The sequence below is a fragment of the Methylophilus luteus genome (genome assembly GCF_042676265.1).
Taxonomy (GTDB): domain Bacteria; phylum Pseudomonadota; class Gammaproteobacteria; order Burkholderiales; family Methylophilaceae; genus Methylophilus; species Methylophilus luteus.
The window spans coordinates 670,867-695,883 of the sequence record NZ_JBHTKB010000001.1; the positions used below are offsets into that span (position 1 = coordinate 670,867).

Annotated in this window: 22 protein-coding genes and 1 tRNA gene; 15 read left to right on the forward strand and 8 right to left on the reverse strand. The window is 53.9% G+C overall.

The features are described 5' to 3' along the window. The first annotated feature begins 26 nt into the window (after nucleotides 1-26). The 3 genes from ACFQ1Z_RS02970 to ACFQ1Z_RS02980 all read left to right on the forward strand — a co-directional run bounded on the left by ACFQ1Z_RS02970 (nucleotide 27) and on the right by ACFQ1Z_RS02980 (nucleotide 1,924). The gene (locus ACFQ1Z_RS02970; RefSeq protein WP_379055494.1) at nucleotides 27-908 is read left to right on the forward strand and encodes a LysR family transcriptional regulator; all 882 of its coding nucleotides are present in this window, start codon (nucleotides 27-29) and stop codon (nucleotides 906-908) included. Between the two features lie 125 nt (nucleotides 909-1,033). Continuing rightward, entirely contained in the window at nucleotides 1,034-1,408 is a 375-nt protein-coding gene (locus tag ACFQ1Z_RS02975) for a DsrE family protein (RefSeq protein WP_379055496.1), read from the forward strand. Nucleotides 1,409-1,444: 36 nt separating this feature from the next. Beyond that, nucleotides 1,445-1,924 carry a nuclear transport factor 2 family protein gene (locus ACFQ1Z_RS02980; RefSeq protein WP_379055498.1) on the forward strand — a complete coding sequence of 160 codons (480 nt, stop codon included), beginning with the start codon at nucleotides 1,445-1,447 and terminating at the stop codon, nucleotides 1,922-1,924. A 58-nt stretch (nucleotides 1,925-1,982) separates the two neighbouring features. Here ACFQ1Z_RS02980 and ACFQ1Z_RS02985 read toward each other — a convergent pair whose 3' ends face one another. The 5 genes from ACFQ1Z_RS02985 to ACFQ1Z_RS03005 all read right to left on the reverse strand — a co-directional run bounded on the left by ACFQ1Z_RS02985 (nucleotide 1,983) and on the right by ACFQ1Z_RS03005 (nucleotide 4,795). Beyond that, nucleotides 1,983-2,510, reverse strand: a complete 528-nt coding sequence (locus ACFQ1Z_RS02985; protein ID WP_379055500.1) for an SRPBCC family protein — start codon at nucleotides 2,508-2,510, stop codon at nucleotides 1,983-1,985. Between the two features lie 41 nt (nucleotides 2,511-2,551). After that, nucleotides 2,552-2,887 carry a DMT family transporter gene (locus tag ACFQ1Z_RS02990; protein WP_379055502.1) on the reverse strand — a complete coding sequence of 112 codons (336 nt, stop codon included), beginning with the start codon at nucleotides 2,885-2,887 and terminating at the stop codon, nucleotides 2,552-2,554. 115 nt (nucleotides 2,888-3,002) lie between these two features. Then, nucleotides 3,003-4,148 carry a DNA polymerase IV gene (gene dinB / locus ACFQ1Z_RS02995; RefSeq protein ID WP_379055504.1) on the reverse strand — a complete coding sequence of 382 codons (1,146 nt, stop codon included), beginning with the start codon at nucleotides 4,146-4,148 and terminating at the stop codon, nucleotides 3,003-3,005. Nucleotides 4,149-4,290: 142 nt separating this feature from the next. Continuing rightward, a complete protein-coding gene (locus tag ACFQ1Z_RS03000; protein WP_379055506.1) occupies nucleotides 4,291-4,464 on the reverse strand; it encodes a hypothetical protein in 174 nt (57 codons plus the stop codon). A 246-nt stretch (nucleotides 4,465-4,710) separates the two neighbouring features. Then, a tRNA-Leu gene (locus ACFQ1Z_RS03005) sits at nucleotides 4,711-4,795 on the reverse strand. 68 nt (nucleotides 4,796-4,863) lie between these two features. Between ACFQ1Z_RS03005 and rnr the strand changes: the two genes are divergently transcribed. The 4 genes from rnr to ACFQ1Z_RS03025 all read left to right on the forward strand — a co-directional run bounded on the left by rnr (nucleotide 4,864) and on the right by ACFQ1Z_RS03025 (nucleotide 11,133). Then, nucleotides 4,864-7,299 (forward strand): ribonuclease R, encoded by a 2,436-nt coding sequence (gene rnr, locus ACFQ1Z_RS03010; RefSeq protein WP_379055508.1) that lies wholly within the window; start codon nucleotides 4,864-4,866, stop codon nucleotides 7,297-7,299. A gap of 125 nt (nucleotides 7,300-7,424) precedes the next feature. After that, nucleotides 7,425-8,186 (forward strand): 23S rRNA (guanosine(2251)-2'-O)-methyltransferase RlmB, encoded by a 762-nt coding sequence (gene rlmB, locus ACFQ1Z_RS03015; protein WP_379055510.1) that lies wholly within the window; start codon nucleotides 7,425-7,427, stop codon nucleotides 8,184-8,186. 11 nt (nucleotides 8,187-8,197) lie between these two features. Then, entirely contained in the window at nucleotides 8,198-9,973 is a 1,776-nt protein-coding gene (locus ACFQ1Z_RS03020; RefSeq protein ID WP_379055512.1) for an ABC transporter ATP-binding protein, read from the forward strand. Between the two features lie 161 nt (nucleotides 9,974-10,134). Beyond that, nucleotides 10,135-11,133: an alpha/beta fold hydrolase gene (locus tag ACFQ1Z_RS03025; RefSeq protein WP_379055514.1), complete on the forward strand. Its 999-nt coding sequence runs from the start codon at nucleotides 10,135-10,137 to the stop codon at nucleotides 11,131-11,133. A 139-nt stretch (nucleotides 11,134-11,272) separates the two neighbouring features. On the opposite strand, the gene ACFQ1Z_RS03030 is transcribed toward ACFQ1Z_RS03025, so the two are convergent. Further along, a complete protein-coding gene (locus ACFQ1Z_RS03030) occupies nucleotides 11,273-13,069 on the reverse strand; it encodes an adenylyl cyclase (RefSeq protein ID WP_379055516.1) in 1,797 nt (598 codons plus the stop codon). Between the two features lie 132 nt (nucleotides 13,070-13,201). Further along, complete coding sequence (mqo, locus tag ACFQ1Z_RS03035; RefSeq protein ID WP_379055518.1) at nucleotides 13,202-14,683, reverse strand: malate dehydrogenase (quinone); 1,482 nt, start codon at nucleotides 14,681-14,683, stop codon at nucleotides 13,202-13,204. Nucleotides 14,684-15,083: 400 nt separating this feature from the next. Here mqo and ACFQ1Z_RS03040 point away from each other — a divergent pair, with 400 nt between their 5' ends. The 5 genes from ACFQ1Z_RS03040 (at nucleotide 15,084) to cimA (ending at nucleotide 20,789) form a co-directional block, all read left to right on the forward strand. Then, the gene (locus ACFQ1Z_RS03040; RefSeq protein ID WP_379055520.1) at nucleotides 15,084-15,575 is read left to right on the forward strand and encodes a urate hydroxylase PuuD; all 492 of its coding nucleotides are present in this window, start codon (nucleotides 15,084-15,086) and stop codon (nucleotides 15,573-15,575) included. Between the two features lie 63 nt (nucleotides 15,576-15,638). Next, a complete protein-coding gene (locus tag ACFQ1Z_RS03045) occupies nucleotides 15,639-16,829 on the forward strand; it encodes an aspartate aminotransferase family protein (protein WP_379055522.1) in 1,191 nt (396 codons plus the stop codon). 20 nt (nucleotides 16,830-16,849) lie between these two features. Continuing rightward, entirely contained in the window at nucleotides 16,850-17,767 is a 918-nt protein-coding gene (argF, locus tag ACFQ1Z_RS03050) for an ornithine carbamoyltransferase (protein ID WP_379055523.1), read from the forward strand. Between the two features lie 209 nt (nucleotides 17,768-17,976). Continuing rightward, entirely contained in the window at nucleotides 17,977-19,200 is a 1,224-nt protein-coding gene (locus ACFQ1Z_RS03055) for an argininosuccinate synthase (protein WP_379055525.1), read from the forward strand. 5 nt (nucleotides 19,201-19,205) lie between these two features. Further along, a complete protein-coding gene (cimA, locus tag ACFQ1Z_RS03060; protein WP_379055527.1) occupies nucleotides 19,206-20,789 on the forward strand; it encodes a citramalate synthase in 1,584 nt (527 codons plus the stop codon). Here cimA and ACFQ1Z_RS03065 read toward each other — a convergent pair. After that, entirely contained in the window at nucleotides 20,786-21,571 is a 786-nt protein-coding gene (locus ACFQ1Z_RS03065; RefSeq protein WP_379055529.1) for a helix-turn-helix transcriptional regulator, read from the reverse strand. The genes cimA and ACFQ1Z_RS03065 overlap by 4 nt on opposite strands. A 130-nt stretch (nucleotides 21,572-21,701) precedes the next feature. Here ACFQ1Z_RS03065 and leuC point away from each other — a divergent pair, with 130 nt between their 5' ends. From leuC to leuB, 3 genes are all read left to right on the forward strand, one after another. Beyond that, entirely contained in the window at nucleotides 21,702-23,108 is a 1,407-nt protein-coding gene (gene leuC / locus ACFQ1Z_RS03070) for a 3-isopropylmalate dehydratase large subunit (RefSeq protein ID WP_379055531.1), read from the forward strand. Nucleotides 23,109-23,119: 11 nt separating this feature from the next. After that, a complete protein-coding gene (gene leuD / locus ACFQ1Z_RS03075) occupies nucleotides 23,120-23,758 on the forward strand; it encodes a 3-isopropylmalate dehydratase small subunit (RefSeq protein WP_379055533.1) in 639 nt (212 codons plus the stop codon). Between the two features lie 154 nt (nucleotides 23,759-23,912). Beyond that, nucleotides 23,913-24,983: a 3-isopropylmalate dehydrogenase gene (gene leuB, locus ACFQ1Z_RS03080; RefSeq protein WP_379055535.1), complete on the forward strand. Its 1,071-nt coding sequence runs from the start codon at nucleotides 23,913-23,915 to the stop codon at nucleotides 24,981-24,983. Nucleotides 24,984-25,017 lie beyond the last annotated feature (34 nt).

Here is a 25,017-nt window from a genome sequence, read left to right on the forward strand (position 1 = left end):
AGAGTGTCATAGACCAGATTCACCTTATGCGCGTGTTTGTCACGGTAGAAGAACAGGGTGGCTTTGCCGCAGCTTCGCGCAAACTGGATATTTCTCCCGCCGCCGTCACGCGCGCCATTGTGGCGCTTGAACAACAACTGGGTGTCAAGCTGATCCAGCGCACTACGCGCAATACCCGTTTAACCGATGCCGGCCACCAGTATTACGAGGATAGCAAGGCGATACTTGCCAGTATCGCTGCCGCCAACGAGGCGGTGGCTGGCGCCAATGCTGAACCGCACGGCACGCTCACGGTGACCGCCTCTGTGCTGTTCGGGCGCATGTATGTGATGCCCAGCATCGTAAATTACATGCAAAAATACGCCAAAGTGAAGGTGGTCGCCCATTTTGTAGACCATGTCACCAACCTGGTCGAAGAAGGCATAGATGTGGCTATCCGCATAGGCGAGCTGCCGGATTCGTCATTGCGCGCCATCAAGGTCGGCCAAGTGCGGCGCGTGTTATGCGCCTCGCCCGCCTATCTGCAGCAACATGGTGTGCCGCAGCAACCGGCAGATCTGCTCAAGCATGCCATTATTTCTGCCAGCGCGCTGTCGCCCAAGGTTGAGTGGCGTTTTGGCGCAACTGCAAGCGCAGAAAAACTAGCCATGCAACCCAGGCTGATGGTCTCCAGCATAGACGCGGCCATGGCCGCAGCCATAGGCGGGCTGGGCATCACACACTTGCTGTCTTACCAGGTGAAAAGTGAAGTGGAGCGGGGCACGCTGGCGCTGATACTGGAAGATCACGAACAACCGCCGTGGCCTGTCCATGTCGTACACCGCGAAGATAAATTAGGTTCTTCAAAAGTACGTGCTTTTATCGATGACATCGTGCATGACTTGCGCAATCACCCTAATTTGAAATAGCGTTGTTGCGTCAGACGAAATAATCAATTTCCCGGCGCTTGGTTTTTCGGTTGTGGGCGGGTTTGTAGAATGCAGCTGTCAAGTTGATGACATCGCATACAACCCGCTTTACCAGGAGAACCACCATGAAAGCAGCCATTATTATTTACTCTGACCCCAGCCATGGCGGCGAGGAAGCTTTAGGCCGTGCATTTAACGGCTTGGCCGCTGCCTATGATTTCAAGCAGCAGGGCACTGAAGTCGCCATCTATTTTCAGGGAACAGGCACGCGCTGGGCTGGCGAGATCAGCCAGCAGGGCCATGCCTTGCATGCGTTGTATACTGCTGTTTCTGACAGCATTGCTGGCGTATCATGCGGCTGTGCCGATGTGTTCGGCGCACGTGCAGCTGCCGAGAACAATGGCTTTGCGCTGGTCAGCGATAACCGGGTGCCAGGCACTTCTGGCCTGCCCAGTATCGCCCAGTTGTCGGCGCAGGGTTACACCATATTCAATTTTTAGGATTTAATTTTTAGATTTAACTTTCAGGAGATCGCTATGACCACTAACGCATCTGTACGTCCGCCGCTGCCACCGTTCACGCGCGAAACCGCGATTGAAAAGGTGCGGCTGGCTGAAGATGGCTGGAACTCGCGCGATGCGGCCAAAGTCGCGCTGGCCTATTCGCTGGATACGCAATGGCGTAACCGCGCCGAGTTTGTTAAAGGCCGTGAGCAGGCGCAGCAGTTTCTTGAGCGCAAGTGGAACAAGGAGCTGGAGTATAGGCTGATCAAAGAGTTATGGGCATTCAGCGAAAACCGCATCGCCGTGCGTTATGCCTATGAATGCAGAGATGATTCCGGTAACTGGTTCAGAGCCTATGGTAACGAGAACTGGGAGTTCGGCGCCGATGGCCTGATGATCAACCGTTTTGCTTCTATCAATGACTTGCCGATCAAAGAGAGCGAACGCTTGTTCCGCTGGCCACTGGGGCGGCGTCCGGATGATCACCCCGGCCTGAGTGAGTTAGGCCTTTAGCAAAAAACAAAGCCCGCTCAATATAGCGGGCTTTGTTTATGTTATGCCTGCAAACTGATCACATGCCTTCAGAGATCTTCTTCAAGTTATCGAGGCCAGCGCGGTAAACCACGGTCATGGTCTTGATGGCGTCATTATCTGTCTGGTTGGCGACCGGTTTGTCGGAGAGGTCTTTACGCTTGAAATCACCACTCCAGGTGACTTTGCTTTTACTGTCTGACAGCGCTTTCACCGTGATGGTAGAACGATAGTTACTCACCGGAAACACGCCTTCGAGTATCTTGTAACTGAAAGTCTTTTGCGCCGGGCTAAAGGTCAGCAACTCTTCTTTGACCTGGCTGTTATCCTGCAAGGTCAGCAGGCGGATAGCGCCTGGCAGGTTAGGGGTGCCGCTCAGGATATGCGTGGTTTTGACCGCTGGATGCCACAAGCCTAGATCGCCAAAATTGCTGACATTGGCCCAGACCGTATCGGCCTTGGCATTGATCTCGACCGACTCCTCCAGTTTCAGTGTTTCTGCCGCCGCATGACTGGCGGCGGGGATCAGCCCGGCCAGTAATATAAACGATGTGAATAGTGCCCTCATTCATTTCTCCTTTAAACGTTATTGTTGATTTATGGCCATTCTTATGAATGAGAGACTGTTTTGGAGAATAAATTCATAATAACTACGCCAGCCACAATAAAAGACATACCGACCAGGGCCGCTGTATCCAGTTGCTGATCATAAAATACCCAGCCGACGAGGGCCAGCAGCACTATGCCCAGCCCGGCCCAGATGGCGTAGGCGATGCCTATGGGGATCACTTTCAGGGTCAGAGACAGAAAATAAAATGACAGTGCATAGCCTATGACCACCACTATCGATGGGATGACGCGGGTAAAGCCTGCGCTGGCTTTTAAACTCGAGGTGGCGGTGATCTCGGAAATGATTGCGATCGCTAAAAAAAGCCAGTACTTCATGCTGCTCTCCTAATAAAAAGGGGGGTGTGCCAGTGGTGGAATATAAAAAGTGATGGGAATATAAAACAGTCGGGGCAATATAAAAAAAGGACTCCTCAGTCCTATATTATCCCGGCTAGTCAAAATTAAACGTATATTGTGCAGACTGCTTGCTGGGCGGCGCATCCGGGCGTTCCAGGCCGCTGGCTTTCACACCCAGCAGGCGTATGCTGCGGTCCAGTTCTATCCTTTTCAAGCACTTGCCGGCCGCCCGGCGTATCGCTTGCGCATCTGCCACCGCTTTAGGCAGGGTGATGTCGCGGGTCACGGTGGTAAAGTCATCAAAACGCAGTTTCAGGCCTACCTTGCGGCAGACATAACCTTTGCGCTGCAGATCATCGGCTACCCGCTCGCATAAATGCGTGAATGTGGCGCCCAGCGCCTGCTTGTCGCGCACGGCATGCAGGTTACGCTCAAAAGTTGTTTCGCGGCTCATGGAAACCGGTTCGCTTTCGGTCACCACCGGCCTGTCATCCTGCCCGCGTGATACCTGGTACAGCCATTTGCCGTAACTTTGCCCAAAATGCTGGGTCAGCCAGGCCTGGTGCAGCGTGGCGATCTCGCCTATGGTGCGTATACCCAGCGATTCAAGCTTGGCACTTGCCTTGGGGCCTATGCCGTTGATCTTGCGCGCAGGCATGGGCCAGATGCGGCTAGGCAGGTCTTGCATGCTGATGATGGTGATGCCATCCGGCTTTTGTATCTCTGAACACAACTTGGCCAGCAGCTTGTTAGGCGCGATGCCGACCGAGCAAGTGAGGCTGGTCGCCTCGAATACCGCTGCCTTGAGCTTTTGCGCAATAGTTAAGGAATCTTCTTCCAGCGTGGTGATATCCACATACACTTCATCTATGCCTATATCCTGCATTAGTGGGCTGATAGTGCGTATGGCTTCTTTAAACAGCCTTGAATAGCGCCGGTATAAATTGAAATTGACCGGCAACAGGATAGCGTCCGGTGCCAGCTTGGCAGCACGCATGGTAGGCATGGCCGAGTGCAGGCCCAGTGCGCGGGCTTCATAAGTAGCGGTGGTCAATACGCCACGGCCCACATAATCACGGAGCCGCGCAAAAGCATGGCTGCCATCTGCATTCAGTTGCGGCGTATCCGCAGCACGGCCACCCACTACCACAGGCAAACCGCGCAGTTCCGGATATTGCGATAACTCGCAGGAGGCAAAAAATGCATCCATATCGATATGCGCGATGCGCCGTTCGTTCACATTGCACCTGTAGAATTAAAACTTGCTGGAATCATGCTTGGAATTGTAGCGGTTTAAAAACCTGGCTCATGTAAAAACTGGTTAACGCAGGCATGATGTACTGTAAAAAGGGTAGTCCGCGCAGAAAAGTCTCAGTTGGACACTATTTCGGTTCAAACTCGCGTTTGTCTTTTTGTGCGCGCTCGTTCACACGTATGGCAAGCAGAGAGCCGCCGGTGATGATTACTGCAGTGATGGCCTTGTAATCAGGCGCTACCAGCACCCAGATAATGGAAGCCAGTAATAGCGTGATCAGAAATAATTTTAAAACTAACATGCAATCTCCTCCGGCGCTAAGTGAAGTATATAAACGCTTTACCATGGATCGATTCTTAAATCGGGTCAAAGTTTCGGATAATTGTATGTAGAGTGGAAGTTAAATCTGAATCAAAACTAAATAGTGATAAACTGACCCCATGTGGTACCAGATCAGTCGGGATGAGGGTTGTACGGGTAGTTTTATGGACGCTATAAAACAAAAAAATCCTAAGTTATTTCTAACAAAGGATTGTTTTATTCTTTATGGTGCCCAAGAGAGGACTCGAACCTCCACGTCGTTAAACACTAATACCTGAAACTAGCGCGTCTACCAATTCCGCCACCTGGGCTAAAGAAGCTGTGCATTTTAAAGGAAGAATAAATATTGTCAACAAAAAAAACGAAACAAAACCTGCGTATGAATGACCCGCAGGCGCAACGAGAAGCCGAGTTATACCAGACTCCATTACCTAGCCGTGAGTTAGTGCTACAACTTCTGTCTGACCAGGGGGTTCCCCTCAGTGCAGACCAGATCTATTTATTGCTCGATATCAGCAGTGACGAGCGTGATAACTTTAACCGTCGCCTGGGTGCGATGGAGCGTGACGGGCAGCTGATGCGTAACCGCAAGGGCGCGTTCTGCCTGCCGGATAAGATACATCTGATCGCCGGGACCGTGTTCGGCCATACCGATGGTTTCGGCTTTCTGCAGCCCGATGATAAAACCAAACACCCGGAAGATATTTTTCTTGGCCCCAAAGAAATGACCATGGTTATGCATGGTGACCGCGCCATGGTGCGGCTGGCCGGGCTGGATAGACGTGGCCGGCCTGAAGGCAAGCTGGTCGAAGTGCTGGAACGTGCCAATAAGACCCTGGTAGGCCGCGTGATCCGCGCCCAGGGCGTGACCATAGTGGCGGCAGAAGACAAGCGTATCAGCCAGGACATCCTGATCCCCTATCACCTGGATATGGATGCCCAGGTAGGGCAGGTGGTCACCATAGAGCTGACTGAGTACCCTTCGTCACATTCGCGCCCTATGGGTAAAGTGGTGGAGATCCTCGGTAACTATGCCGATAGTGGCATGGAGATAGAGATCGCCCTGCGCAAACACCATTTGCCGCATCAGTTTGACCCGGCAGCCATCAAGCAGGCTGAAGGCTTTGCAAAAACGGTGCAGCCTAAGGATTACAAGGGCCGCAAAGATTTACGCGACCTGGCGCTGATCACGATTGATGGTGAAACGGCACGCGACTTTGACGATGCCGTGTTTGCCGAACCGCAAGGCAAAGGCTGGCGTCTGGTTGTGGCGATCGCCGATGTCAGTTTTTATGTACAACCTGGCGATGCGCTGGATAAAGAAGCTTTTGACCGCGGCAACTCGGTGTATTTTCCGCGCCGCGTCATCCCTATGCTGCCAGAGGCTTTATCCAACGGCTTGTGCTCGCTGAACCCCGAGGTCGAGCGCTTGTGCATGGTCTGTGACATGCAGATCGATGGGCAGGGGGTGGTCAAGCAATACCAGTTTTACCCTTCTGTCATGCTCTCCAAAGCCCGCATGACCTACACCAAAGTGGCTGCATTGCTGCAAGAAGAAGACCCGGCACTGGCTGCAGAGTACCAATGGCTGCTGCCACATTTGAATAACCTGAACGGGGTTTTCAGAACAATGCTGACGCAACGTGAGAAACGCGGCGCGGTCGAGTTTGAATCCACCGAAACCATGATGGTGTTCAATGACAACGGCAAGATCGACAAGATCGTGCCGGTAGTGCGTAACGATGCGCACAAACTGATTGAAGAGTGCATGCTGGCCGCCAATGTCTGTGCCGCTGACTTTTTGCTGAAGAATGAACAGGCTTGCCTGTACCGTATCCACGAAGGCCCGACGCCGGAAAAACTGGAAGCTTTGCGCCTGTTTATGGGCGAGTTCGGCTTTGGCGTAGGGGGTGGCGAGCAGCCGCAGGCCAAGGATTACGCCAAGCTGATGCAACGCATCAAATCGCGCCCGGACGCGCAGTTGTTGCAGACCGTGATGCTGCGCTCTATGCAGCAGGCAGTTTACAGCCCGGATAATGTAGGCCATTTTGGCTTGGCATATGATGCCTATACGCACTTCACTTCACCTATACGCCGCTACCCGGACCTGCTGGTGCACCGCGCCATCAAGGCCGTGGTGGAGGGTAAGCGTTACCAGGCCAAAGACTGGCATCAGCTGGGCACACATTGCTCCATGACCGAACGCCGTGCCGATGATGCCACGCGTGACGTCACCAACTGGCTGAAATGCTTTTACATGCAGGACAAAGTCGGTGAAGTGTTTGCCGGCACCGTGGCTGGCGTGACCAGCTTCGGCCTGTTTGTCGCGCTGGATGAAGTGTATGTCGAAGGCCTGCTGCACGTCACTGATCTAGGCAATGACTACTTTATCCACGATAAAGCCAGGCATGAGATGGTAGGCGAGCGCACCGGTGTGCGTTATAGACTGGGTGACCGGCTGACCGTGAAAGTGGTCCGGGTAGACCTGGAAACCGCGCGCATAGACTTTACCCTGGCCGGCAAGGCTGACGCTGCCGGCGACGAGGACGCAGACAGCGAAGTGGCGGCTGAAGCCGGCAGCGGCACACTGCGAAGATCGCAGGTAACTGACGCCCGTGCCAGGCCTGCCAGCCCATACAGTGCTGGCAGTAAAACAGCCAGGACAACCGCAGGCAAAGGCGCTGGCAAGGCCAACCCGGCGACAGCCTCTGCCAGCTCAGGCAAAGACGGCGCTGGCAAACCACGCACCGCCAAACAAAAAAATCGGCGCTCAGTGCAAAAAAATAAAGGCAAACCCAAGGCGAAAGCCCGATAATAGCGCCTGTGCACATTTCGCCAGGTGGTGAAACATCCCTGGTGGAAGAGACAAATCGATCCGCGCATGCCTGTGCATTGCGCGGATTGCATTTGCAGTCAGAATAAAATTAATTAGGAGTCACTATGTCAGAAACCCGCATTCTGTTTGGTTTTCATGCGGTGTTGAGTCGCATGCGTCAGCATGGCAGCAGCATACAGGAAATCATCATTGATCAAGACCGGGTAGACGCGCGCATGCGCGATCTGCTCGAGATGGCAAAATCGCAGAATATCCGTGTCATCCAATCCGAGCGTAACCGCCTGGATGGCTTTATAGGCGCACATGGCCGTCACCAGGGCGTGATCGCCAGGGTGGTTGAAACACCCATGCCTTACAAAGACATACACGATATCCTGGAATCAGACCTGGATGAACCGCCGTTCTTTTTGATCCTGGACGGCGTGCAGGACCCGCATAACCTGGGCGCCTGCCTGCGCGTGGCGGATGCCATGGGCGTGCATGCCATCATTGCACCCAAGGATAGGTCTGTCGGCCTGAATGGCACAGTGCGCAAGGTCGCCAGCGGTGCTGCAGAAACGGTACCGTTTATTTCGGTCACCAATCTGGCGCGTACCATGCGTGAGCTGAAAGAAGCGGGCGTATTCGTGGTCGGCACCACCATGGATGCCCCCAGTGAACTGCACACCACCAAACTTGAAGGGCCTATTGCACTGGTGATGGGCGCTGAGGGTGACGGCCTGCGCCGCCTGACGCAGGAGACCTGTGACGCGCTGATCACTATCCCCATGTTCGGCTCGGTGCAAAGCATGAATGTCAGCGTCGCCAGCGGCATCGCTCTATACGAGATCCGTCGCCAGCGCGTATTAGGCAACAGCCAGAAATAAATTCAACACTGATGATCACTCTAGCAGGCCTGTGGCAGCAGTTGCGCCAGCAGTCAAAACGTTTGTGGTTAGGCCAGTGGCTGGCATTTTTCGGTGCCGCGGCAGCGGTGCCTATCCCTTTGCTGATGCCATTGCTGGTCGATGAAGTGCTGTTGAAACAGCCAGGCAAGCTCACACAGACCATGGCGACCTTGCTACCGCCAGCCTGGCTGGGGCCTATCGCCATCATCATCTGTGTCACGCTGCTCACCATCAGTTTGCGATTGGGCAGCCTGTTACTAGGAGTAGCCACCACGCGTATTTTTGTTGGCTTATCCAAGCAGGCGACCCTGGGCGTGCGGCAGACACTGCTGGACAAGCTGGCACGCATACGCATGCAGGTCTATGAAAGCCTGGGGGCAGGGCAGATCACGGCGCGCCTGCTCACCGATATCGAAACGCTGGATAAATTCCTCGGTGAAACCGTCGCCAAGGTGCTGGTGGCGGTGTTGAGCGCGATAGGCGTCGCCGTGGTGCTGTTGTGGATGCACTGGCAACTGGCACTGATCATCCTGCTGCTGAACCCGTTTGTAATCGCGCTGACCATGGTGCTGGGCAAGAAGGTCAAACTGTGGAAGCAGCGTGAAAACAACGCGTTTGAAGTGTTGTCGCAATCAGTGAGCGAGACGCTGGAAGTCATGCAGCAGCTACGCGCCAGCAACAGTGACAAACGCTTTCTGCAAAAAGCCAAACAGGCGGCTGAGGAGGTGCGGGTAGCCGCCACCGCTTCAGGCTGGAAATCAGATGCCTTATCGCGTCTGTCATTCGGCATCTTCCTGTTCGGTTTTGAGATCTTCCGCGCTGTTGCCATGCTGATGGTGGTGTTCTCTGATCTGTCAGTCGGGCAAATGATCGCCGTATTCGGCTACCTCTGGTTCATGATGGGCCCGGTGCAGGAATTGCTAACGGTGCAGTATTCCTATTACGCCGCCAAAGCAGCGCTGGCGCGTATCAACCAGGTGCTGGAAGCGGAAGAAGAACCGCATTACCCGGCACTGGTGCAGGGCTTTAATAGCCAGCAACCGGCAGCGATAGACTTAAAACAGGTGACATTCGCCTATGGCGAAGGTGACCCTATCCTGGACCAGGTCAGTCTGACTATTGCGCCGGGCGAACAGGTGGCCCTGGTCGGTGTTTCCGGCGCTGGTAAATCCACCCTGGTGCAGTTATTGCTGGGTTTATACGCGCCTAACCAGGGCGAGATCCTGTTTAACGGACAAGCGATCGCACAGCTGGGTTATGCCCAGGTCCGCGAACATGTGGGCGTGGTGTTGCAACACCCCATGCTGTTCAACGATAGCGTGCGGCAGAACCTGGCCATGCAACAAGCTTATTCTGATGACGCCTTGTGGCAAGTGCTGCAAGTGGCGCAGCTGGCACAGTTTATCCGCGATCTGCCCGACGGGCTGGATACCCAGCTGGGCCGCAGCGGCGTACGCCTGTCTGGTGGCCAGCGTCAGCGGCTGGCGATCGCGCGCATGATGCTCAAGCAACCGCAAGTGGTGATACTCGATGAGGCGACTTCCATGCTGGATACGCACACCGAAGCCTTGCTGCATGCCGCCATGCATGACTTTTTGCGTGGTCGCACCACCATTATCATCGCCCACAGGCTGTCGGCGGTGAAAGAGGCTGACCGCGTACTGGTATTTGATGGCGGACGCATTATCGAGGAAGGCCAGCACGCAACGCTGGTACAGCAGGCTGGCAGTGTTTACCAGCGTTTGTACGGGCAGCAGACCGCCTAATCTAGCAAATTCAATAGCCGTACGGCCAATTTCTACAGGCATTATTACGTTTAGCGAAACAGTGTATTGATCTGCCGCTAATTCTTGCCACATCTTTATCCGGTTACATTGCGTCATACCGAGTTTGTTCGGTTTTTAACTTCAATGACAAAGGATAAATGATGAACTACACCACATTAAAACTCGCGGTTCAAATGCCAGTCATGCTGGCGGCGCTGATGACTGCACTGGTTTTGCCTGTGACACAGGCCACGGCGGCAGAGACTGCCAGCCACACCAGCAGCAAGGAAACGGCGGTCTCTTATCACACGGTAGTGATAGATGGCGTGAAAGTGTTCTATCGCGAAGCCGGCCCTAAGAATGCCCCTGCCGTGCTGCTACTGCATGGCTTTCCCAGCTCGTCACATATGTTTCGCAACCTGATCCCGCAACTGGCCGACCGTTACCATGTGATCGCGCCTGATTATCCCGGTTATGGTCAAAGTGGCCAGCCAGCAATGGACAAATTCACTTATAGCTTTGATCACCTGGCGGCAGTGGTGGATAAACTGACTAGCGAGATCGGTTTGAACAGATATGCCCTCTACGTGCAGGATTATGGCGCACCTGTAGGCTATCGCCTGGCGGCGGCGCACCCGGAAAGAATCAGTGCCATCGTGGTGCAGAACGGCAATGCATACCAGGAAGGCATAGACAATCCGTTCTGGGACCCGGTCAAAGCCTACTGGAAGGATAAAACGCAAGCGAATGCCGCCAAATTGCGCCCAGTGCTGGAGTTGGACGCGACAAAATGGCAGTACAGCGAAGGCTTTCGTGATCCGGCCCTGCATGTGAGCCCGGATGCCTGGATGCTAGACCAGGCCTATCTGGACCGCCCTGGAAACAAGGATATTCAGATCGAGATGTTTTACAGCTATGGCAGCAACCCTCCGCTTTATCCGGCATGGCAGGCGTATTTCCGTAAACATCAGCCGCCCATGCTTATCGTCTGGGGCAAGAATGACAAAATATTCCCGGCTGCCGGTGCCACGCCTTACCTGAGGGATCTGCCACAGGCTGAGTTGCACCTGCTGGATAGCGGCCACTTTGCATTAGAAGAAGAGGGCGACCAGATAGGCCGGCTGATGCACGACTTTCTTGATCGTAAAGTGCAGCGCTAAATTTATTAAGTGAAACGCTAAATTTATAAAGTGCAACGCCAGATTTCTAGTGTGCAGCGCTAAAAGCAAGAGCCGAAAATGGGTATCATTTTCGGCTCTTTGTCGTCCTAAAAGGCTGGCGATTTTCGCCAGGCCAGCTTTACTGACTGATCATCCTGGACACATAGTTTTTGTCATAAGCTCTTTCACCCTGCTCATTCAGCACATGGGTGATCTCGCCAGTACCACCCAGTGACACACTGGTGATATGGTCAAAGTGTATATCCGGGCCGCTAGGTGCTTCGATCGCACTATGCAGCTTGACGCTGGTATTGGTATCAAAGAAACAGTAAACGCCCATGCCTATGGCTTTGTGATGTTGCACATGGTCAGCGACCTTATATGAGGCATAGCCATTGGTACTGCCATTCATCCAGCTTTGCTGATCCGGCACATCGTAAGGTGCCTCACTCTGGTAGAAGTAGACCTCACCATATTCACCATTCCATAAAGTCTGGTAATCGTGGAAATGCTCTACAAACAAGCCATACATGGTGACATTGTCGCCATTGACGATAATGCCATGCTTGGTTTTATTGGTGGCCCAGCCTATGCCGTTGCCGTGGTCACCGCGCCACACCCACAAGTTGTCACCGATGACATGGTTGCTGTTGATGATGACACTATGCGTCGCGTTGCCCACCGCGGCACCACCCACCCTGAAAAACACATCGTGCAGGGCGATAGGGTTTTGTGCGTGGCTGGTGGCAGATTTTTTGTCACCGACCTGCAGCAATACCTCAGAGTTTTTCTCACCGGCGTCAAACAGCACACCGCTGATCTTTACCCCATCGACATCCGCCACTGTCAGCGCCACATTGCCGGCAGTCGGCAGCAGGGTGGCGATGCCCAGGCCCAACACCACGGTATCAGGGTTTTTCACCTGCACTGGGGCATCCAGCTTGTAAATGCCCGGCGTCAGCAACAGATGTTTGCCTGCGTCGAGCGCGGCATTCAGCGTGGCGGCGCTGTCAGTTGCCGCCTTGGCGATATAGAATTTATCCAGCGGCAGCTTGGCCCCTGGCACATGCGTCTCCTGCCAGCTGACGCCCTGAGTGTTTTTACGCAAGGCGGGGACGAACACGCTGTACTGGCCGCTGCCATCTATGGTTAAAAACGGTTTTTCACTGACCAGCGGTGTTTGTTCGACCACGGTATACGGCGGGGTAGGCCAGTTTTTTGATTCAGGCGCGTTTTTAACGCCTACAAACACCATATTCCAATTCTCGTTAGTCCAGCTACCTATGCTCGCGTTGCGGGTCAGCCATTGTTGCTGGGTGCCGGAGTTGATCTGCTGATCGACCAGGCTGTCAGCGATAAAGCCGCCGCTGGACCAGCCGCCATTGTCATCGAGCAGCATATTGCCGCGTACATGGATACGGCGCAAAGGTGAGGCTTGCGAGACTGCCCACTGCATGGTGCCGTTATCCGGCGTCACCGACAGGTTCTCTACACTGCGCCAGAAGTTCTGTGTGGCATCCCCGTCATGCCAGGAGGCTTCTACCTGGATGCCGCCTTGCAGCATGACGTCATCGGGAAACTGCCCCAGCCCTAACAGCTGGGTATAAAAACCCAGCCTGACTTTATTGTGGTAAACGCCGGGTTTAAACAGCACGGCGTAGCGCTCCGGACCAAACTGGTTGCTTTCCTGCAGCTTGAAGATAGCGTCCAGCTTGTTTTGCACCTCAGCCGCCGGCATGGTTGGGTCCATGATGATCACGTGCTCGCCAAAGTCCGGCGTTTGTATAGGCTTGTTCTGTGCCTCAGTCGCCTGACAGCCGGCCAGAGCCCAGCTTGCCAGGGTCAGGCTCGCCAGCAGGGAACTGGCTTTAGGCAAGCCCAGGCTGGCCAGGTTAAAACGGAGCGTGTGACGGTGTGCAGAAGCAAAGTAAGACATAAACAAAGGCTTTCAGTTTTTTAAATATTTGTAGGCTGGACCATACTTTTGCCGGTGAAATTCAATTTTTTTGTTGTTGCTATGCGTTGCTGTTGCGCAAGAATTCTAATTTTTAACTATAAAATCAATTGTTTATGACGCTAAATTTAATGTGCTTAAAGTGTCGCGGCGTACCCGCGCCAGCAGGGCGGCATCGTCTATCAGTGATTCGCCATAAGAGGGGATCAGCGCTTTTAATGATTCTTGCCATGCCTGGCTTTGCATGCGGCTGCCAAAACAGCGCTCCAGCACGTCCAGCATAGCTTTGACGCTGACCGATGCGCCGGGTGAGGCGCCGAGCAAGGCCGCCAGGCTGCCATCGGCAGCAGACACGATCTCGGTGCCGAATTCCAGTTTGCCCCAATGCTGGTGACAGCGCTTGATGATCTGCACCCGTTGCCCGGCATGTGCCAGGTGCCAGTCCTGGCTGTTGGCTTCAGGCAGGAATACGCGCAAGGCCTGCATGCGCTGCTCATGGCCTTGAAACACTTCCTTGACCAGGTATTTGGTCAGGTCGACATTGTGTCTGCACACGCCGAGCAGGCTTTTGATGTTTTTGAATTTGACTGATTTAGCCAGGTCAAAACGCGAGCCCTGTTTGAGAAAGCGCGTAGTAAAGCCGGCATAGGGGCCAAACATCAGCGCCGGTCTGCCTTGTATCATGCGCGTATCCAGATGCGGTACCGACATGGGCGGGGCACCCACCGCTGCCTGGCTGTAAACTTTGGCATGATGTTTTTCTATCAGCGCCGGGTTATCACAGATCAGCCATTGCCCGCTCACCGGAAAACCGCCATAGCCCTGGGCTTCGGCAATGCCCGATTGCTGCAGCAGCGGCAAGGCGCCGCCGCCAGCGCCTAGAAACACAAAGCCGGCGTTGTAAGCTTGTGACTTGCCTGAAACCAGATTCTGTATATGCACTTGCCATTTAGGCTGTTTGGCTTGCTGTTTCAGTTTGCTGACACGTGATTGCGTCAGCAGGCTGAAGTTAGGCTGCGTTTTCAGATACGCCACCAGTTGCCGGGTCAGCGCACCAAAATTCACATCCGAACCGTGCGCAACACGGGTAGCCGACATATGATCCGCCTGCTGGCGGCCTGCCATCATCAATGGCATCCAGTCGTTCAGCGTGGCTGGCTTGTTACTCCACTGCATTTCGGCGAATAGCGGATGCGCTTTCAGCAATGCATGGCGCTGGCGCAAAAATGCACTGTTGTGCTCGCCCCACACCGCACTCAGGTGCGGCACCCGCTGAATGAAGTCGGCGTTCAGTACACCTTCTTTTACCAGCGTAGACCAGCATTGCAGCGAGACTTCAAAGGCGGCGTTGATTTCAAGCGCGCGGCGTATCTCAATGCCGCCATTCTTGTTTTTTGGCGTGTAGTTCAGCTCACAGTAACCGGCATGGCCGGTGCCTGCATTATTCAGGGCATCTGAACTTTCGAGGGCGACATCATCGAGTTTTTCTACCATGCAGATATGCAGGCCGGGGTCCAGCCGGTGCAGCAGTATCGCCAGTGTGGCGCTCATGATGCCGCCGCCAACCAGCAGTACATCGATATCGGTTGTTGCCATGGTGTGTGTATTCCCTCAGAGTGAGGCGCTTGAATCTCAAACGCACATTCATAATGCCGCCGCGCATTATAAAACGAAAAACAGCAGCCATCATCTGTGTAAGCGTCTATGAGGTGCTCAGTCTGCCCTGCAAACTTGTCAAATAAACACTTTTGCGGTAATCTCCAGCATTCGCCAATATTGTGATTTCACTATAAAAATCCCGCTTGAGAGCAGGTGAAATCACTACAGCGTGCACCGTAAGACTTAGCGCTGACGCGTGCTTATTTGGCGACATACATGAGGGGGAACGCATGAAAAATCCATTGGAATCTATTGCAGGCACCATTATTGCAGGCGTGTTATTGACGCTGGCACTGGTGTTTTTCCTGAAGAATTTTATTGTGGCCGGGAGCTGACCATGGAACTGGTACCGGCACTGGCGCGTTGGATACACCTTCTGGCAGGCATTACCTGGGTAGGCCTGCTTTATTATTTTAACCTGGTGCAAATGTCGGCTTTGAAAGCGGCTGCCGCTGATGGCACGGCTGCCGGCATCAGCAAACATGTGGCCCCCAGGGCCTTGTTGTGGTTCCGCTGGTCTGCGGTGGTGACCTGGCTGGCCGGCGCGGCTTTGCTGGGCGCACATATGCATGATGCGTTTATGCTGCGTAACGGCTATGAAGCCATAGGCATAGGGGCCTGGCTGGGTACTATCATGCTGATCAATGTCTGGGTATTGATCTGGCCTAACCAGAAAAAGATACTGGGCCTGGTGGCGGCGGACGATACCGCCAAAAACAAGGCGCGACGTGTGGCGATGCTGGCATCGCGTACCAATATGATGCTGTCTATTCCCATGTTGTTTTTTATGGCGAATGGCCTGAGCCATAGGGCGGTATTAGGGTTTTAAACGGTTTAAGACGGTTACGGCGGCTTGAGCCGCCGTTTTTGTTTTTTGATAAAGGGTTTTGAAATGCATTCCGAACATTTAATGAACACCTATGGCAGGCAGCCTGTGACTTTTGTCCAGGGCGAGGGTGTCTGGTTGACAGACACTGCCGGTGATCGCTATCTGGACGCGCTGTCTGGCGTAGCCGTCAATGGCCTCGGTCATGCCCACCCGAAATTTGTCGCCGCACTTAATGCGCAGATCGCCAGGCTGATCCATGTTTCGAATATTTACCAGATTGCCGAGCAAGCAGCACTGGCCGATAAACTGGCCGAGATTTCCGGCATGGACAGGATATTCTTCTGCAATTCCGGCTGCGAAGCGAACGAGGCGGCGATCAAGCTGGCGCGTCTACACGGACATAACAAGGGCATAGACCATCCTGAGATCATCGTCATGGACCAGAGCTTCCATGGCCGGACCATGGCAACTTTGTCAGCCACCGGCAACCGCAAGGTGCAAGCCGGATTTGAGCCGCTGGTGAGTGGCTTTTTACGGGTGCCGTTTGATGACCTGGAAGCGATCAAAACCATAGCCAGCCATAAAAACAATGTGGTGGCTATTCTGGTTGAGCCTATACAGGGCGAAGGTGGTGTGCATATTCCGGCCAGCCTGAAAAGCTATTTCCAGGGCTTGCGCGAGATCTGTGATGCTAATGGCTGGCTGCTGATGCTCGATGAAGTACAGTCCGGCATCGCCAGGACAGGCACCTGGTTCGCTTTCCAGCATACCGGCATCGTGCCTGACGTGATGACGCTGGCCAAAGGCCTGGGCTCAGGTGTACCTATAGGTGCTTGTGTCGCGCGTGGCGTAGCGGCTGAAACTTTCACCCCAGGCAAGCATGGCTCCACTTTTGGTGGCAACCCGTTGGCGACTGCCGCCGGCCTGGCGACACTGAATATCATCGCCGAAGAGAACCTGCGCGAGAATGCACAGGTGATCGGTGACTATATCAACCAGTCGCTGACTGCCGCACTCAAAGGGCAGGCCGGTGTGGTGCAGATACGCAATGCCGGTATGATGATAGGCATAGAACTGGCCAGGCCGTGTGCTGATTTGGTAAAACAGGGCCTGGAAGCTAAATTACTGATTAATGTGACTTCTGAGAAAGTGATACGGTTGTTGCCGTCACTGGTGATGAACAAGCAAGAGGCCGAAGAGCTGGTGAACAGGCTGGCCCCACTGATTTTGAACTTTTTAAAGGCAAGCGCGTGAGTTAACTGCGCCGAATTATCATGAGTATCAAACATTTTTTGCAATTTAATGATCTGGAACGGGATGAGATAGAGCATATTTTTGCCCGCGCCAAATGGATTAAAGCGCAGTTTAAAAACTACAAACAATACTGGCCGCTGGTAGACCGTACCCTGGTCATGATCTTTGAAAAAGCCAGCACGCGTACGCGTCTGTCTTTCGAGGCCGGCATGCAGCAACTGGGTGGCTCCGCCATTTACCTGAATACGCGCGACTCGCAGCTGGGGCGTGGCGAACCGGTTGAAGACGCGGCACAAGTGATCTCGCGCATGAGCGACATCGTGATGATACGTACCTTTGAACAAAGCATCATTGAACGCTTTGCCCAGAATTCGCGCGTGCCGGTGATCAATGGCCTGACCAACGAATACCACCCGTGCCAGATACTGGCCGATATTTTCACTTTTATCGAGCACCGTGGCCCTATACAGGGCAAAACCGTGACCTGGATAGGCGACAGCAACAATGTCTGCAATACCTGGCTGCAAGCGGCAGAAGTGCTGGATTTCAACGTGCATGTATCTACGCCGCCGGGCTATGAAGTCGAGTTTGAGCGTGCCAACCTGTATGGCACCGATCATTTCGAGTCATTTGCCGACCCTATGGAAGCTGCACGTGACGCTGACCTGGTGACCACGGATGTGTGGACCAGCATGGGTTTTGAGGCCGAGAATGAAGAACGGCGTAAAGATTTCGCCGACTGGCAAGTCGATGCCGATATGATGCGCGTCGCCAAAGCCGACGCCGTATTCATGCATTGTCTGCCGGCCCACCGTGGTGAAGAAGTGGCCGCCGAAGTGATAGATGGCAAGCAAAGCGTGGTGTGGGATGAAGCTGAAAACAGATTGCACACGCAGAAGGCACTCATGGAGTACCTTCTGCTTGGGAAGGTAATATAAGCGTCAGCTTATATGTGCAAACTGTTTCGGCGCAGGCTAACCTTCAGGTTAAGTGAAACGGCCGTAGCCAAAACCGTCTGCACACGCAAAAAGCATTGATGGAATATTTGTTATTGGGCAAAGTTGATTGACCTTGTCGGCCCGGCAGCACAGGAGATGGCCTGTGGCTGCGGCCTGTTTGGTAAACGTTTTTAAGGAAACAAGCATTAATGAGCGATATTAAAAAAGCAGTCCTGGCCTACTCCGGCGGGCTGGATACTTCGGTGATCTTGAAGTGGTTGCAAGACACCTATCAATGTGAAGTGGTGACTTTCACCGCTGACCTGGGCCAGGGCGAAGAGCTGGAGCCGGCGCGTGAAAAAGCGCAAAAATTCGGCGTCAAGGAAATCTATATCGATGACCTGCGCGAAGAATTCGTACGCGACTTCGTGTTCCCTATGTTCCGTGCCAATACCGTGTATGAAGGCGAATACCTGCTGGGTACTTCTATCGCGCGCCCGCTGATCGCCAAGCGCCTGATCGAGATCGCCAATGAAACCAAAGCCGATGCCATTTCGCATGGCGCGACCGGCAAAGGCAACGACCAGGTACGTTTTGAACTGGGCGCTTATGCACTCAACCCGAATATCCAGATCATCGCGCCATGGCGTGAGTGGGATCTGTTGTCGCGTGAAAAGCTGCTGGCTTATGCCGAAAAACACGCTATCCCGGTTGAAATGAAACACAAGCAGGGCGGCAGCCCGTATTCCATGGATGCGAACCTGCTGCACATCTCTTACGAAGGCCGCCATCTGGAAGACCCGTCTGCCGAAGCCGAAGAAGATATGTGGCGCTGGACTGTGTCACCGGAAAAAGCACCTGACGCAGCCGAATACCTGGATATCGAATTCAAGAACGGTGACATCGTGGCATTGAATGGCAAAGCCCTGAAAGCACACGAGATCCTGGCTGAGCTTAACCGCATAGGCGGCAAGCACGGCATAGGCCGTCTGGACCTGGTAGAGAACCGCTATGTAGGCATGAAATCACGCGGCTGCTATGAAACACCTGGCGGTACCATCATCCTCAAGGCGCACCGTGCCATCGAAAGCATCACGCTGGACCGCGAAGTCGCGCATCTGAAAGATGATTTAATGCCACGCTACGCCAGCCTGATCTATAACGGCTACTGGTGGAGCCCGGAGCGTCTTGCCCTGCAGACACTGATAGACCACACACAAGCGACAGTCAATGGCTGGGTGCGCGTCAAACTGTATAAAGGCAATGTGATCATCGTTGGCCGTGACAGTAAAACCGACTCACTGTTTGATTCGACCATTGCTACCTTTGAAGATGACAAAGGCGCGTATGACCAGAAAGACGCAGGCGGCTTTATCAAGCTCAACGCTCTAAGAATGCGTATTGCGGCGAACCTGCATAACCGCAAAAAATAAACCTTATGCCCGGGCAACGTGTGATTGCTTATGATTCTACCCTGCGCGATGGAGCACAAGCGCAGGGTGTTTCATTTTCAGTTGAGGATAAACTGAAGATCGTACAGCGCCTGGATCAACTAGGCATAGGCTATATCGAAGCCGGCAACCCCGGCTCCAACCCCAAAGATTTAGAGTTTTTCGCCCGCGTGGGTGAACTCGATCTACAGCACGCCAAAATCATCGCCTTTGGCAGCACACGGCGTATCGGTATCACAGCTGCAGAAGACAAGAATCTGCAATCCTTGCTGTCGGCCAATACGCAGGCAGTCGCCATCTTCGGCAAGAGCTGGGATTACCAGGTCACCGATATTTTGCGCACCACGCTGGCTGAAAACCTGGCCATGATAGGCGACACTATCGCCTACTTGAAGTCGCAGGGCAAAGAAGTGGTGTTTGATGCCGAACATTTTTACGATGGCTATAAAGCCAATGCAGAATACGCTCTCAGCACCTTGCAGGCGGCCGCCGATGCCGGTGCCGATGTGCTGGCTTTGTGCGATACCAATGGCGGCACCTTTCCTGACGAGATCTTAACCATCACCCGTGCCGTGGTTGAACGTTTTGCACCGCTGGCCATAGGCATACATTGCCATAATGATTGCGAGATGGCGGTGGCCAATTCCGTCGCCGCCGTGCAGGCCGGTGCGGTGCAGGTACAGGGCACCATTAACGGCATAGGCGAGCGCTGCGGCAATGCCAACCTGGTGTCTATCATCCCTAACGTGCAACTCAAGCTGGGGCTGGAATGTATCTCTGCCAGCCAGCTGTCTGAACTGACGGCGGCGGCCCGCTTTGTCAGTGAGGTGGCGAACGTCACTTTCAATGATAAAGCGCCTTATGTCGGCCATGATGCGTTTGCACATAAAGGCGGCATGCATATCGATGCGGTGAATAAAAACCCCAGGTCTTACGAGCATATCAGCCCGAATGTGGTCGGTAATGAGCGGCATATCCTGGTGTCTGAGGTGGCGGGGCGCGGTGCTATCCTGAATAAACTGCAGCAGATAGATCCTACACTCACCAAAGAGTCCCAGGCTGCCATCCAGATACTGGAACATTTGAAAGCGCTGGAGCACGAAGGCTACCAGTTTGAAAGTGCAGAAAGCTCGTTTGATCTGCTCATGCAAAAGCTGCTGGGCAAGTTTCAGCCTTACTTCCGGCTCAAACAATATAGCGTGTATATCCATGAGCCTTCTATCAATGGCATCAATTCTGCGGTCACCGTGCAGCTGTTCGTCAACGAGCAGGAATCAGAAGCTACCGCCTATGGCGACGGCCCGGTGTATGCGCTGGATAAGGCCATGCGCAAGGCACTGGAGCCGTTTTATCCTGTGATCAAAGACATCAAGCTGGTCGATTACAAGGTGAGGGTGCTGGACTCTAATCAGGCCACGGCAGCCAAAGTACGCGTGATGATAGAGTCTACAGACCAGCACAGCAACTGGACCACCATAGGCGTGTCGTCAGATATTATCGAAGCTTCGTGGCTGGCATTAAAAGATGCCATCGAGTACAAGCTGGCAAAAACGCAACCATCACAGGCTTAAACCGGCTGCAACAACACCAGTTTAAGTTGTTCCTGTTCTACCAGGCGTAGTGTGACTTGCTGAAACTGGATCAGTCCGGCTTGCGGGTGCTGAAACTCCCGTTGCCCGCCTTGCCTTTCCAGCACGTCATGCTGTTTCCAGAACCTATCAAACTCAGGGCTGCTGCTACTGAGTTCGTCGACTAACTGTTTGACTTCGGGCTCTTCCAGGCGTGAACGGCAATCTGCCCTGAACTCTGCCACCAGGCGCCGGCTGCGCATCTCCCAATTGACCACGAATTGGCGGGCGAGCGGGTTGGCAAACACGAATCTGAGCAGGTTGGGGTGCTGGCCTGTTGGCCAGTCTATATCCAGCAAACCGCTAAACAGGGTGGACGCCGCATCATTCCAGGCCAGCAGGTCCCAGGTACGGCCCATGATATAGGCGGGCACTTGTATCTGGCTCAGTATGCTGACTAAAGTCTCAGGCGCGGTATCGACTTCGCTTTGATGCGCTTGCGGGTCGCGCCTGTCTGCCATATCAAACAAATAGCTGCGTTCGGTCTTGCTGAGTTTTAACGCTGTGGCCAGCCGGTCCAATGCGTCGGGTGAAACATTGATCTCGCGTGCCTGCTCTATCCAGGTATACCAGGTGGCACTGATGCCGGCCAGTTGCGCGACTTCTTCACGGCGCAGGCCTTGCGTACGCCTGCGTGAGCCAGAGGGGAAGCCAAATGCTTCCGGGCTGCCACGCTGGCGCATGGCCTGTAGAAATTCGGCAAGCTCCTGACGTCGCGTATCCATTTGATTTCATTATCCTATTAGTCTTGATACTAGTATAAATCATATTCTTGTAAGGGTATTAAAATTTAGGTATTCTGCGCGTGTTTTATCATTTGTATGATTTGATAGCTAAGATTTGAAAGGAACGGTCATGGCAGGCAAAACACTGTACGACAAATTATGGGATACCCATGTAGTGCGCGAGGAGGCAGACGGAACCTGTCTGATCTATATCGATCGCCATCTGGTGCATGAAGTGACCAGTCCACAGGCGTTTGAAGGCTTGCGTCTTGCCGGGCGCAAACCGTGGCGTAACAGCTCCATCGTGGCCAACCCTGACCATAACACGCCGACCAAAGACTGGGATAAGGGCATTGAAGACCCTATCTCACGCCTGCAGGTTGAAACCCTGGATAGCAATATCAAGGAGTTCGGCGCACTGGTGTATTTCCCGTTTAAAAACAAAGACCAAGGCATTATTCACGTCATTGGGCCTGAAAACGGCACCACGCTGCCAGGCATGACCGTGGTCTGTGGCGATAGCCATACCTCTACCCATGGTGCATTCGGCGCGCTTGCCCATGGCATAGGTACCTCAGAGGTAGAGCATGTGATGGCGACACAGACACTGGTGGCCAAAAAATCCAAACGCCTGCTGGTCAAAGTCGATGGCCAGCTGGGCAAAGGCGTCACGGCTAAAGACGTCGCACTGGCTATCATAGGCAAGATAGGGACCGCTGGCGGTACCGGTTATGCGATCGAATTCGGTGGCGAAGTGATCCGTGGCCTGTCCATGGAAGGCCGTATGACGCTGTGTAATATGGCGATCGAAGCCGGTGCGCGTGCCGGGATCGTTGCACCGGATGAGAAAACCGCTGCTTACCTGCAGGGCCGTTTGCATGCGCCTAAAGGCGAAAACTGGGATAAAGCCGTGGCTTACTGGAAGACACTGCAATCGGATGCCGATGCCGTGTATGACGCGGTTGTCGAACTGCAAGGCGCTGACATCGCGCCACAGGTGACCTGGGGAACCTCGCCGGAACAAGTGCTGCCTATAGGCTCTAACGTGCCTGATCCTGCGCTGGAAGGCGATGCCACCAAGCGTACCAGTATAGAGAATGCACTGAAATACATGGGCCTGAATGCCAATACGCCACTGGAGCAGATTCAGCTGGACAAGATATTCATAGGCTCGTGTACCAACTCACGTATCGAGGACCTGCGTGCCGCCGCCGGTGTCGCCAAAGGCAAGAAGATCGCCGGCAATATCAAGCTGGCCATGGTAGTGCCTGGTTCTGGCCAGGTGAAACGCCAGGCCGAAGCAGAAGGGCTGGACAAAGTATTTATCGATGCCGGTTTTGAATGGCGCGAGCCGGGCTGTTCCATGTGTCTGGCCATGAATGCTGATCGCCTGGAGCCGGGTGAGCGTTGCGCCTCTACCTCTAACCGTAACTTTGAAGGTCGCCAGGGCCCAGGCGGGCGTACCCATCTGGTGAGCCCGGAAATGGCCGCGGCGGCAGCGATCGCCGGGCATTTCGTCGATGTACGCAGCGTATAAAGGAGCACACTATGAGAGCATTTAGTACTTTAAACGGTTTAGTCTGTCCGCTGGACAGGGCCAACGTCGATACCGATGCGATTATTCCCAAGCAGTTTCTCAAATCGATCAAGCGCTCGGGTTTTGGTCCTTATCTGTTTGATGAATGGCGTTACACCAATTACGGCGAGCCAGGCATGGATTGCAGCACACGTCCTTTAAACAAGGATTTCGTGCTCAACCAGCCACGCTACCAGGGTGCGCAAGTGCTGCTGGCACGCGATAACTTCGGCTGTGGTTCCTCGCGTGAGCACGCGCCGTGGGCGATTGAAGACCAGGGCTTTCGCGTGCTGATCGCGCCCAGCTTTGCCGACATCTTCTTCAACAACTGCTACAAAAACGGCATCTTGCCTATCGTCGCCAGTGCCGAACGAGTGGATGTGCTGTTCAAAGAGTGCCAGGCAAACGAAGGCTACATGCTGAACGTGGATCTGCAGGCGCAAACGGTGACTACACCTTCCGGCCAGTCATTCACTTTTGACATCACGCCCACCCGCAAACACAACCTGCTTAATGGCCTGGATGAGATAGGGCTGACGTTGCAGCATGCGGATGAGATCAAGGCGTTTGAGCAAAAGCATCAGGCCGCCCAACCCTGGCTATTCGCATAAAACCTGCTGCGCGCTTTATCTTCTGCGTTGCGCGGTGCTCTGAAACTCGCCGTACTTATCGTACTGTCTCGTTTCATGCGCTCCGTGCGCCTTGAATATAAAGCGCTCGCGACGGTTTGCAGTCTGACAATTTTTAAAAAGGAATCCTTAGAACATGGCATTGAATATCGCAGTTTTACCCGGTGACGGCATAGGCCCGGAGATCGTTGCCCAGGCCTTGCGCGTGCTGGAAGTATTGAAAAAAGACGGTCTGGACATGACCTTTACCGAAGCGCCTCTGGGCGGCCAGGCTTATGACCAGTACGGTCATCCTTACCCTGAGTTCACGCAAAAGATCTGTAGGGCGGCTGATGCGGTATTGCTGGGTGCCGTTGGCGGCCCGCAATACGACACGCTGGAGCGTCCTTTGCGCCCGGAGCGCGGTTTACTGGCTATCCGCAAGGATTTGGGCCTGTTCGCCAACCTGCGTCCGGCTGTGTTGTTCCCCGAACTGGCTAATGCTTCAACCCTGAAGCCGGAAGTGGTGGCCGGGCTGGACATCATGATAGTGCGTGAGTTGACCGGTGATGTGTATTTTGGCCAGCCGCGCGGTATACGCACCAACGATGAAGGCGTGCGCGAAGGTTTTAACACCATGATCTACAGCGAGCCGGAAGTGCGCCGCATTGCGCATGTGGCGTTTGAGATCGCCATGAAGCGTGGCAAAAAACTGTGTTCAGTCGATAAAGCCAATGTGCTGGAAACCACCGAATTCTGGAAAGAGATCGTCATCGATGTCGCCAAGGAATATCCGGAAGTTGAGTTAAGCCATATGTATGTGGATAACGCCGCCATGCAGTTGATCCGTAACCCCAAACAGTTCGATGTGATGGTGACCGGCAACATTTTTGGCGATATCCTGTCCGATGAAGCTTCCATGCTCACCGGCTCCATCGGCATGCTGGCATCTGCTTCGCTGAACGAAAGCAAGCAGGGCCTGTACGAACCTTCACACGGTTCAGCGCCGGATATCGCCGGTAAGAACCTGGCTAACCCGATTGCGACTATCCTTTCTGCCGCCATGATGTTGCGTTACAGCTTTGATAATGAAGCCGCCGCTACGCGTATTGAAAACGCAGTGAAAAAAGTGCTGGCGGCCGGTTACAGGACCGGGGATATTTACGAAGAGGGCACCAAGCGTGTCTCCTGTTCTGAAATGGGCGACCAGATCGTCGCCGCTATGTAAAACAGGCTGCGCGGGCGACTTGCAATCAGGCACG

Bases quoted from the DNA above. Each gene is read 5' to 3' on its own strand.
- rnr (WP_379055508.1), top strand. From the start codon at position 4,864: ATGAATGACCCGCAGGCGCAACGAGAAGCCGAGTTATACCAGACTCCA.
- mqo (WP_379055518.1), bottom strand. From the start codon at position 14,683: ATGGCAACAACCGATATCGATGTACTGCTGGTTGGCGGCGGCATCATG.
- argF (WP_379055523.1), top strand. From the start codon at position 16,850: ATGAGTATCAAACATTTTTTGCAATTTAATGATCTGGAACGGGATGAG.
- ACFQ1Z_RS03020 (WP_379055512.1), top strand. From the start codon at position 8,198: ATGATCACTCTAGCAGGCCTGTGGCAGCAGTTGCGCCAGCAGTCAAAA.
- ACFQ1Z_RS02980 (WP_379055498.1), top strand. From the start codon at position 1,445: ATGACCACTAACGCATCTGTACGTCCGCCGCTGCCACCGTTCACGCGC.
- ACFQ1Z_RS03030 (WP_379055516.1), bottom strand. From the start codon at position 13,069: ATGTCTTACTTTGCTTCTGCACACCGTCACACGCTCCGTTTTAACCTG.
- leuD (WP_379055533.1), top strand. From the start codon at position 23,120: ATGAGAGCATTTAGTACTTTAAACGGTTTAGTCTGTCCGCTGGACAGG.
- ACFQ1Z_RS03055 (WP_379055525.1), top strand. From the start codon at position 17,977: ATGAGCGATATTAAAAAAGCAGTCCTGGCCTACTCCGGCGGGCTGGAT.
- cimA (WP_379055527.1), top strand. From the start codon at position 19,206: ATGCCCGGGCAACGTGTGATTGCTTATGATTCTACCCTGCGCGATGGA.
- ACFQ1Z_RS02975 (WP_379055496.1), top strand. From the start codon at position 1,034: ATGAAAGCAGCCATTATTATTTACTCTGACCCCAGCCATGGCGGCGAG.
- rlmB (WP_379055510.1), top strand. From the start codon at position 7,425: ATGTCAGAAACCCGCATTCTGTTTGGTTTTCATGCGGTGTTGAGTCGC.
- ACFQ1Z_RS02985 (WP_379055500.1), bottom strand. From the start codon at position 2,510: ATGAGGGCACTATTCACATCGTTTATATTACTGGCCGGGCTGATCCCC.
- ACFQ1Z_RS02970 (WP_379055494.1), top strand. From the start codon at position 27: ATGCGCGTGTTTGTCACGGTAGAAGAACAGGGTGGCTTTGCCGCAGCT.
- ACFQ1Z_RS03040 (WP_379055520.1), top strand. From the start codon at position 15,084: ATGGAACTGGTACCGGCACTGGCGCGTTGGATACACCTTCTGGCAGGC.
- ACFQ1Z_RS03000 (WP_379055506.1), bottom strand. From the start codon at position 4,464: ATGTTAGTTTTAAAATTATTTCTGATCACGCTATTACTGGCTTCCATT.
- ACFQ1Z_RS03025 (WP_379055514.1), top strand. From the start codon at position 10,135: ATGAACTACACCACATTAAAACTCGCGGTTCAAATGCCAGTCATGCTG.
- ACFQ1Z_RS02990 (WP_379055502.1), bottom strand. From the start codon at position 2,887: ATGAAGTACTGGCTTTTTTTAGCGATCGCAATCATTTCCGAGATCACC.
- leuB (WP_379055535.1), top strand. From the start codon at position 23,913: ATGGCATTGAATATCGCAGTTTTACCCGGTGACGGCATAGGCCCGGAG.
- ACFQ1Z_RS03065 (WP_379055529.1), bottom strand. From the start codon at position 21,571: ATGGATACGCGACGTCAGGAGCTTGCCGAATTTCTACAGGCCATGCGC.
- leuC (WP_379055531.1), top strand. From the start codon at position 21,702: ATGGCAGGCAAAACACTGTACGACAAATTATGGGATACCCATGTAGTG.
- ACFQ1Z_RS03045 (WP_379055522.1), top strand. From the start codon at position 15,639: ATGCATTCCGAACATTTAATGAACACCTATGGCAGGCAGCCTGTGACT.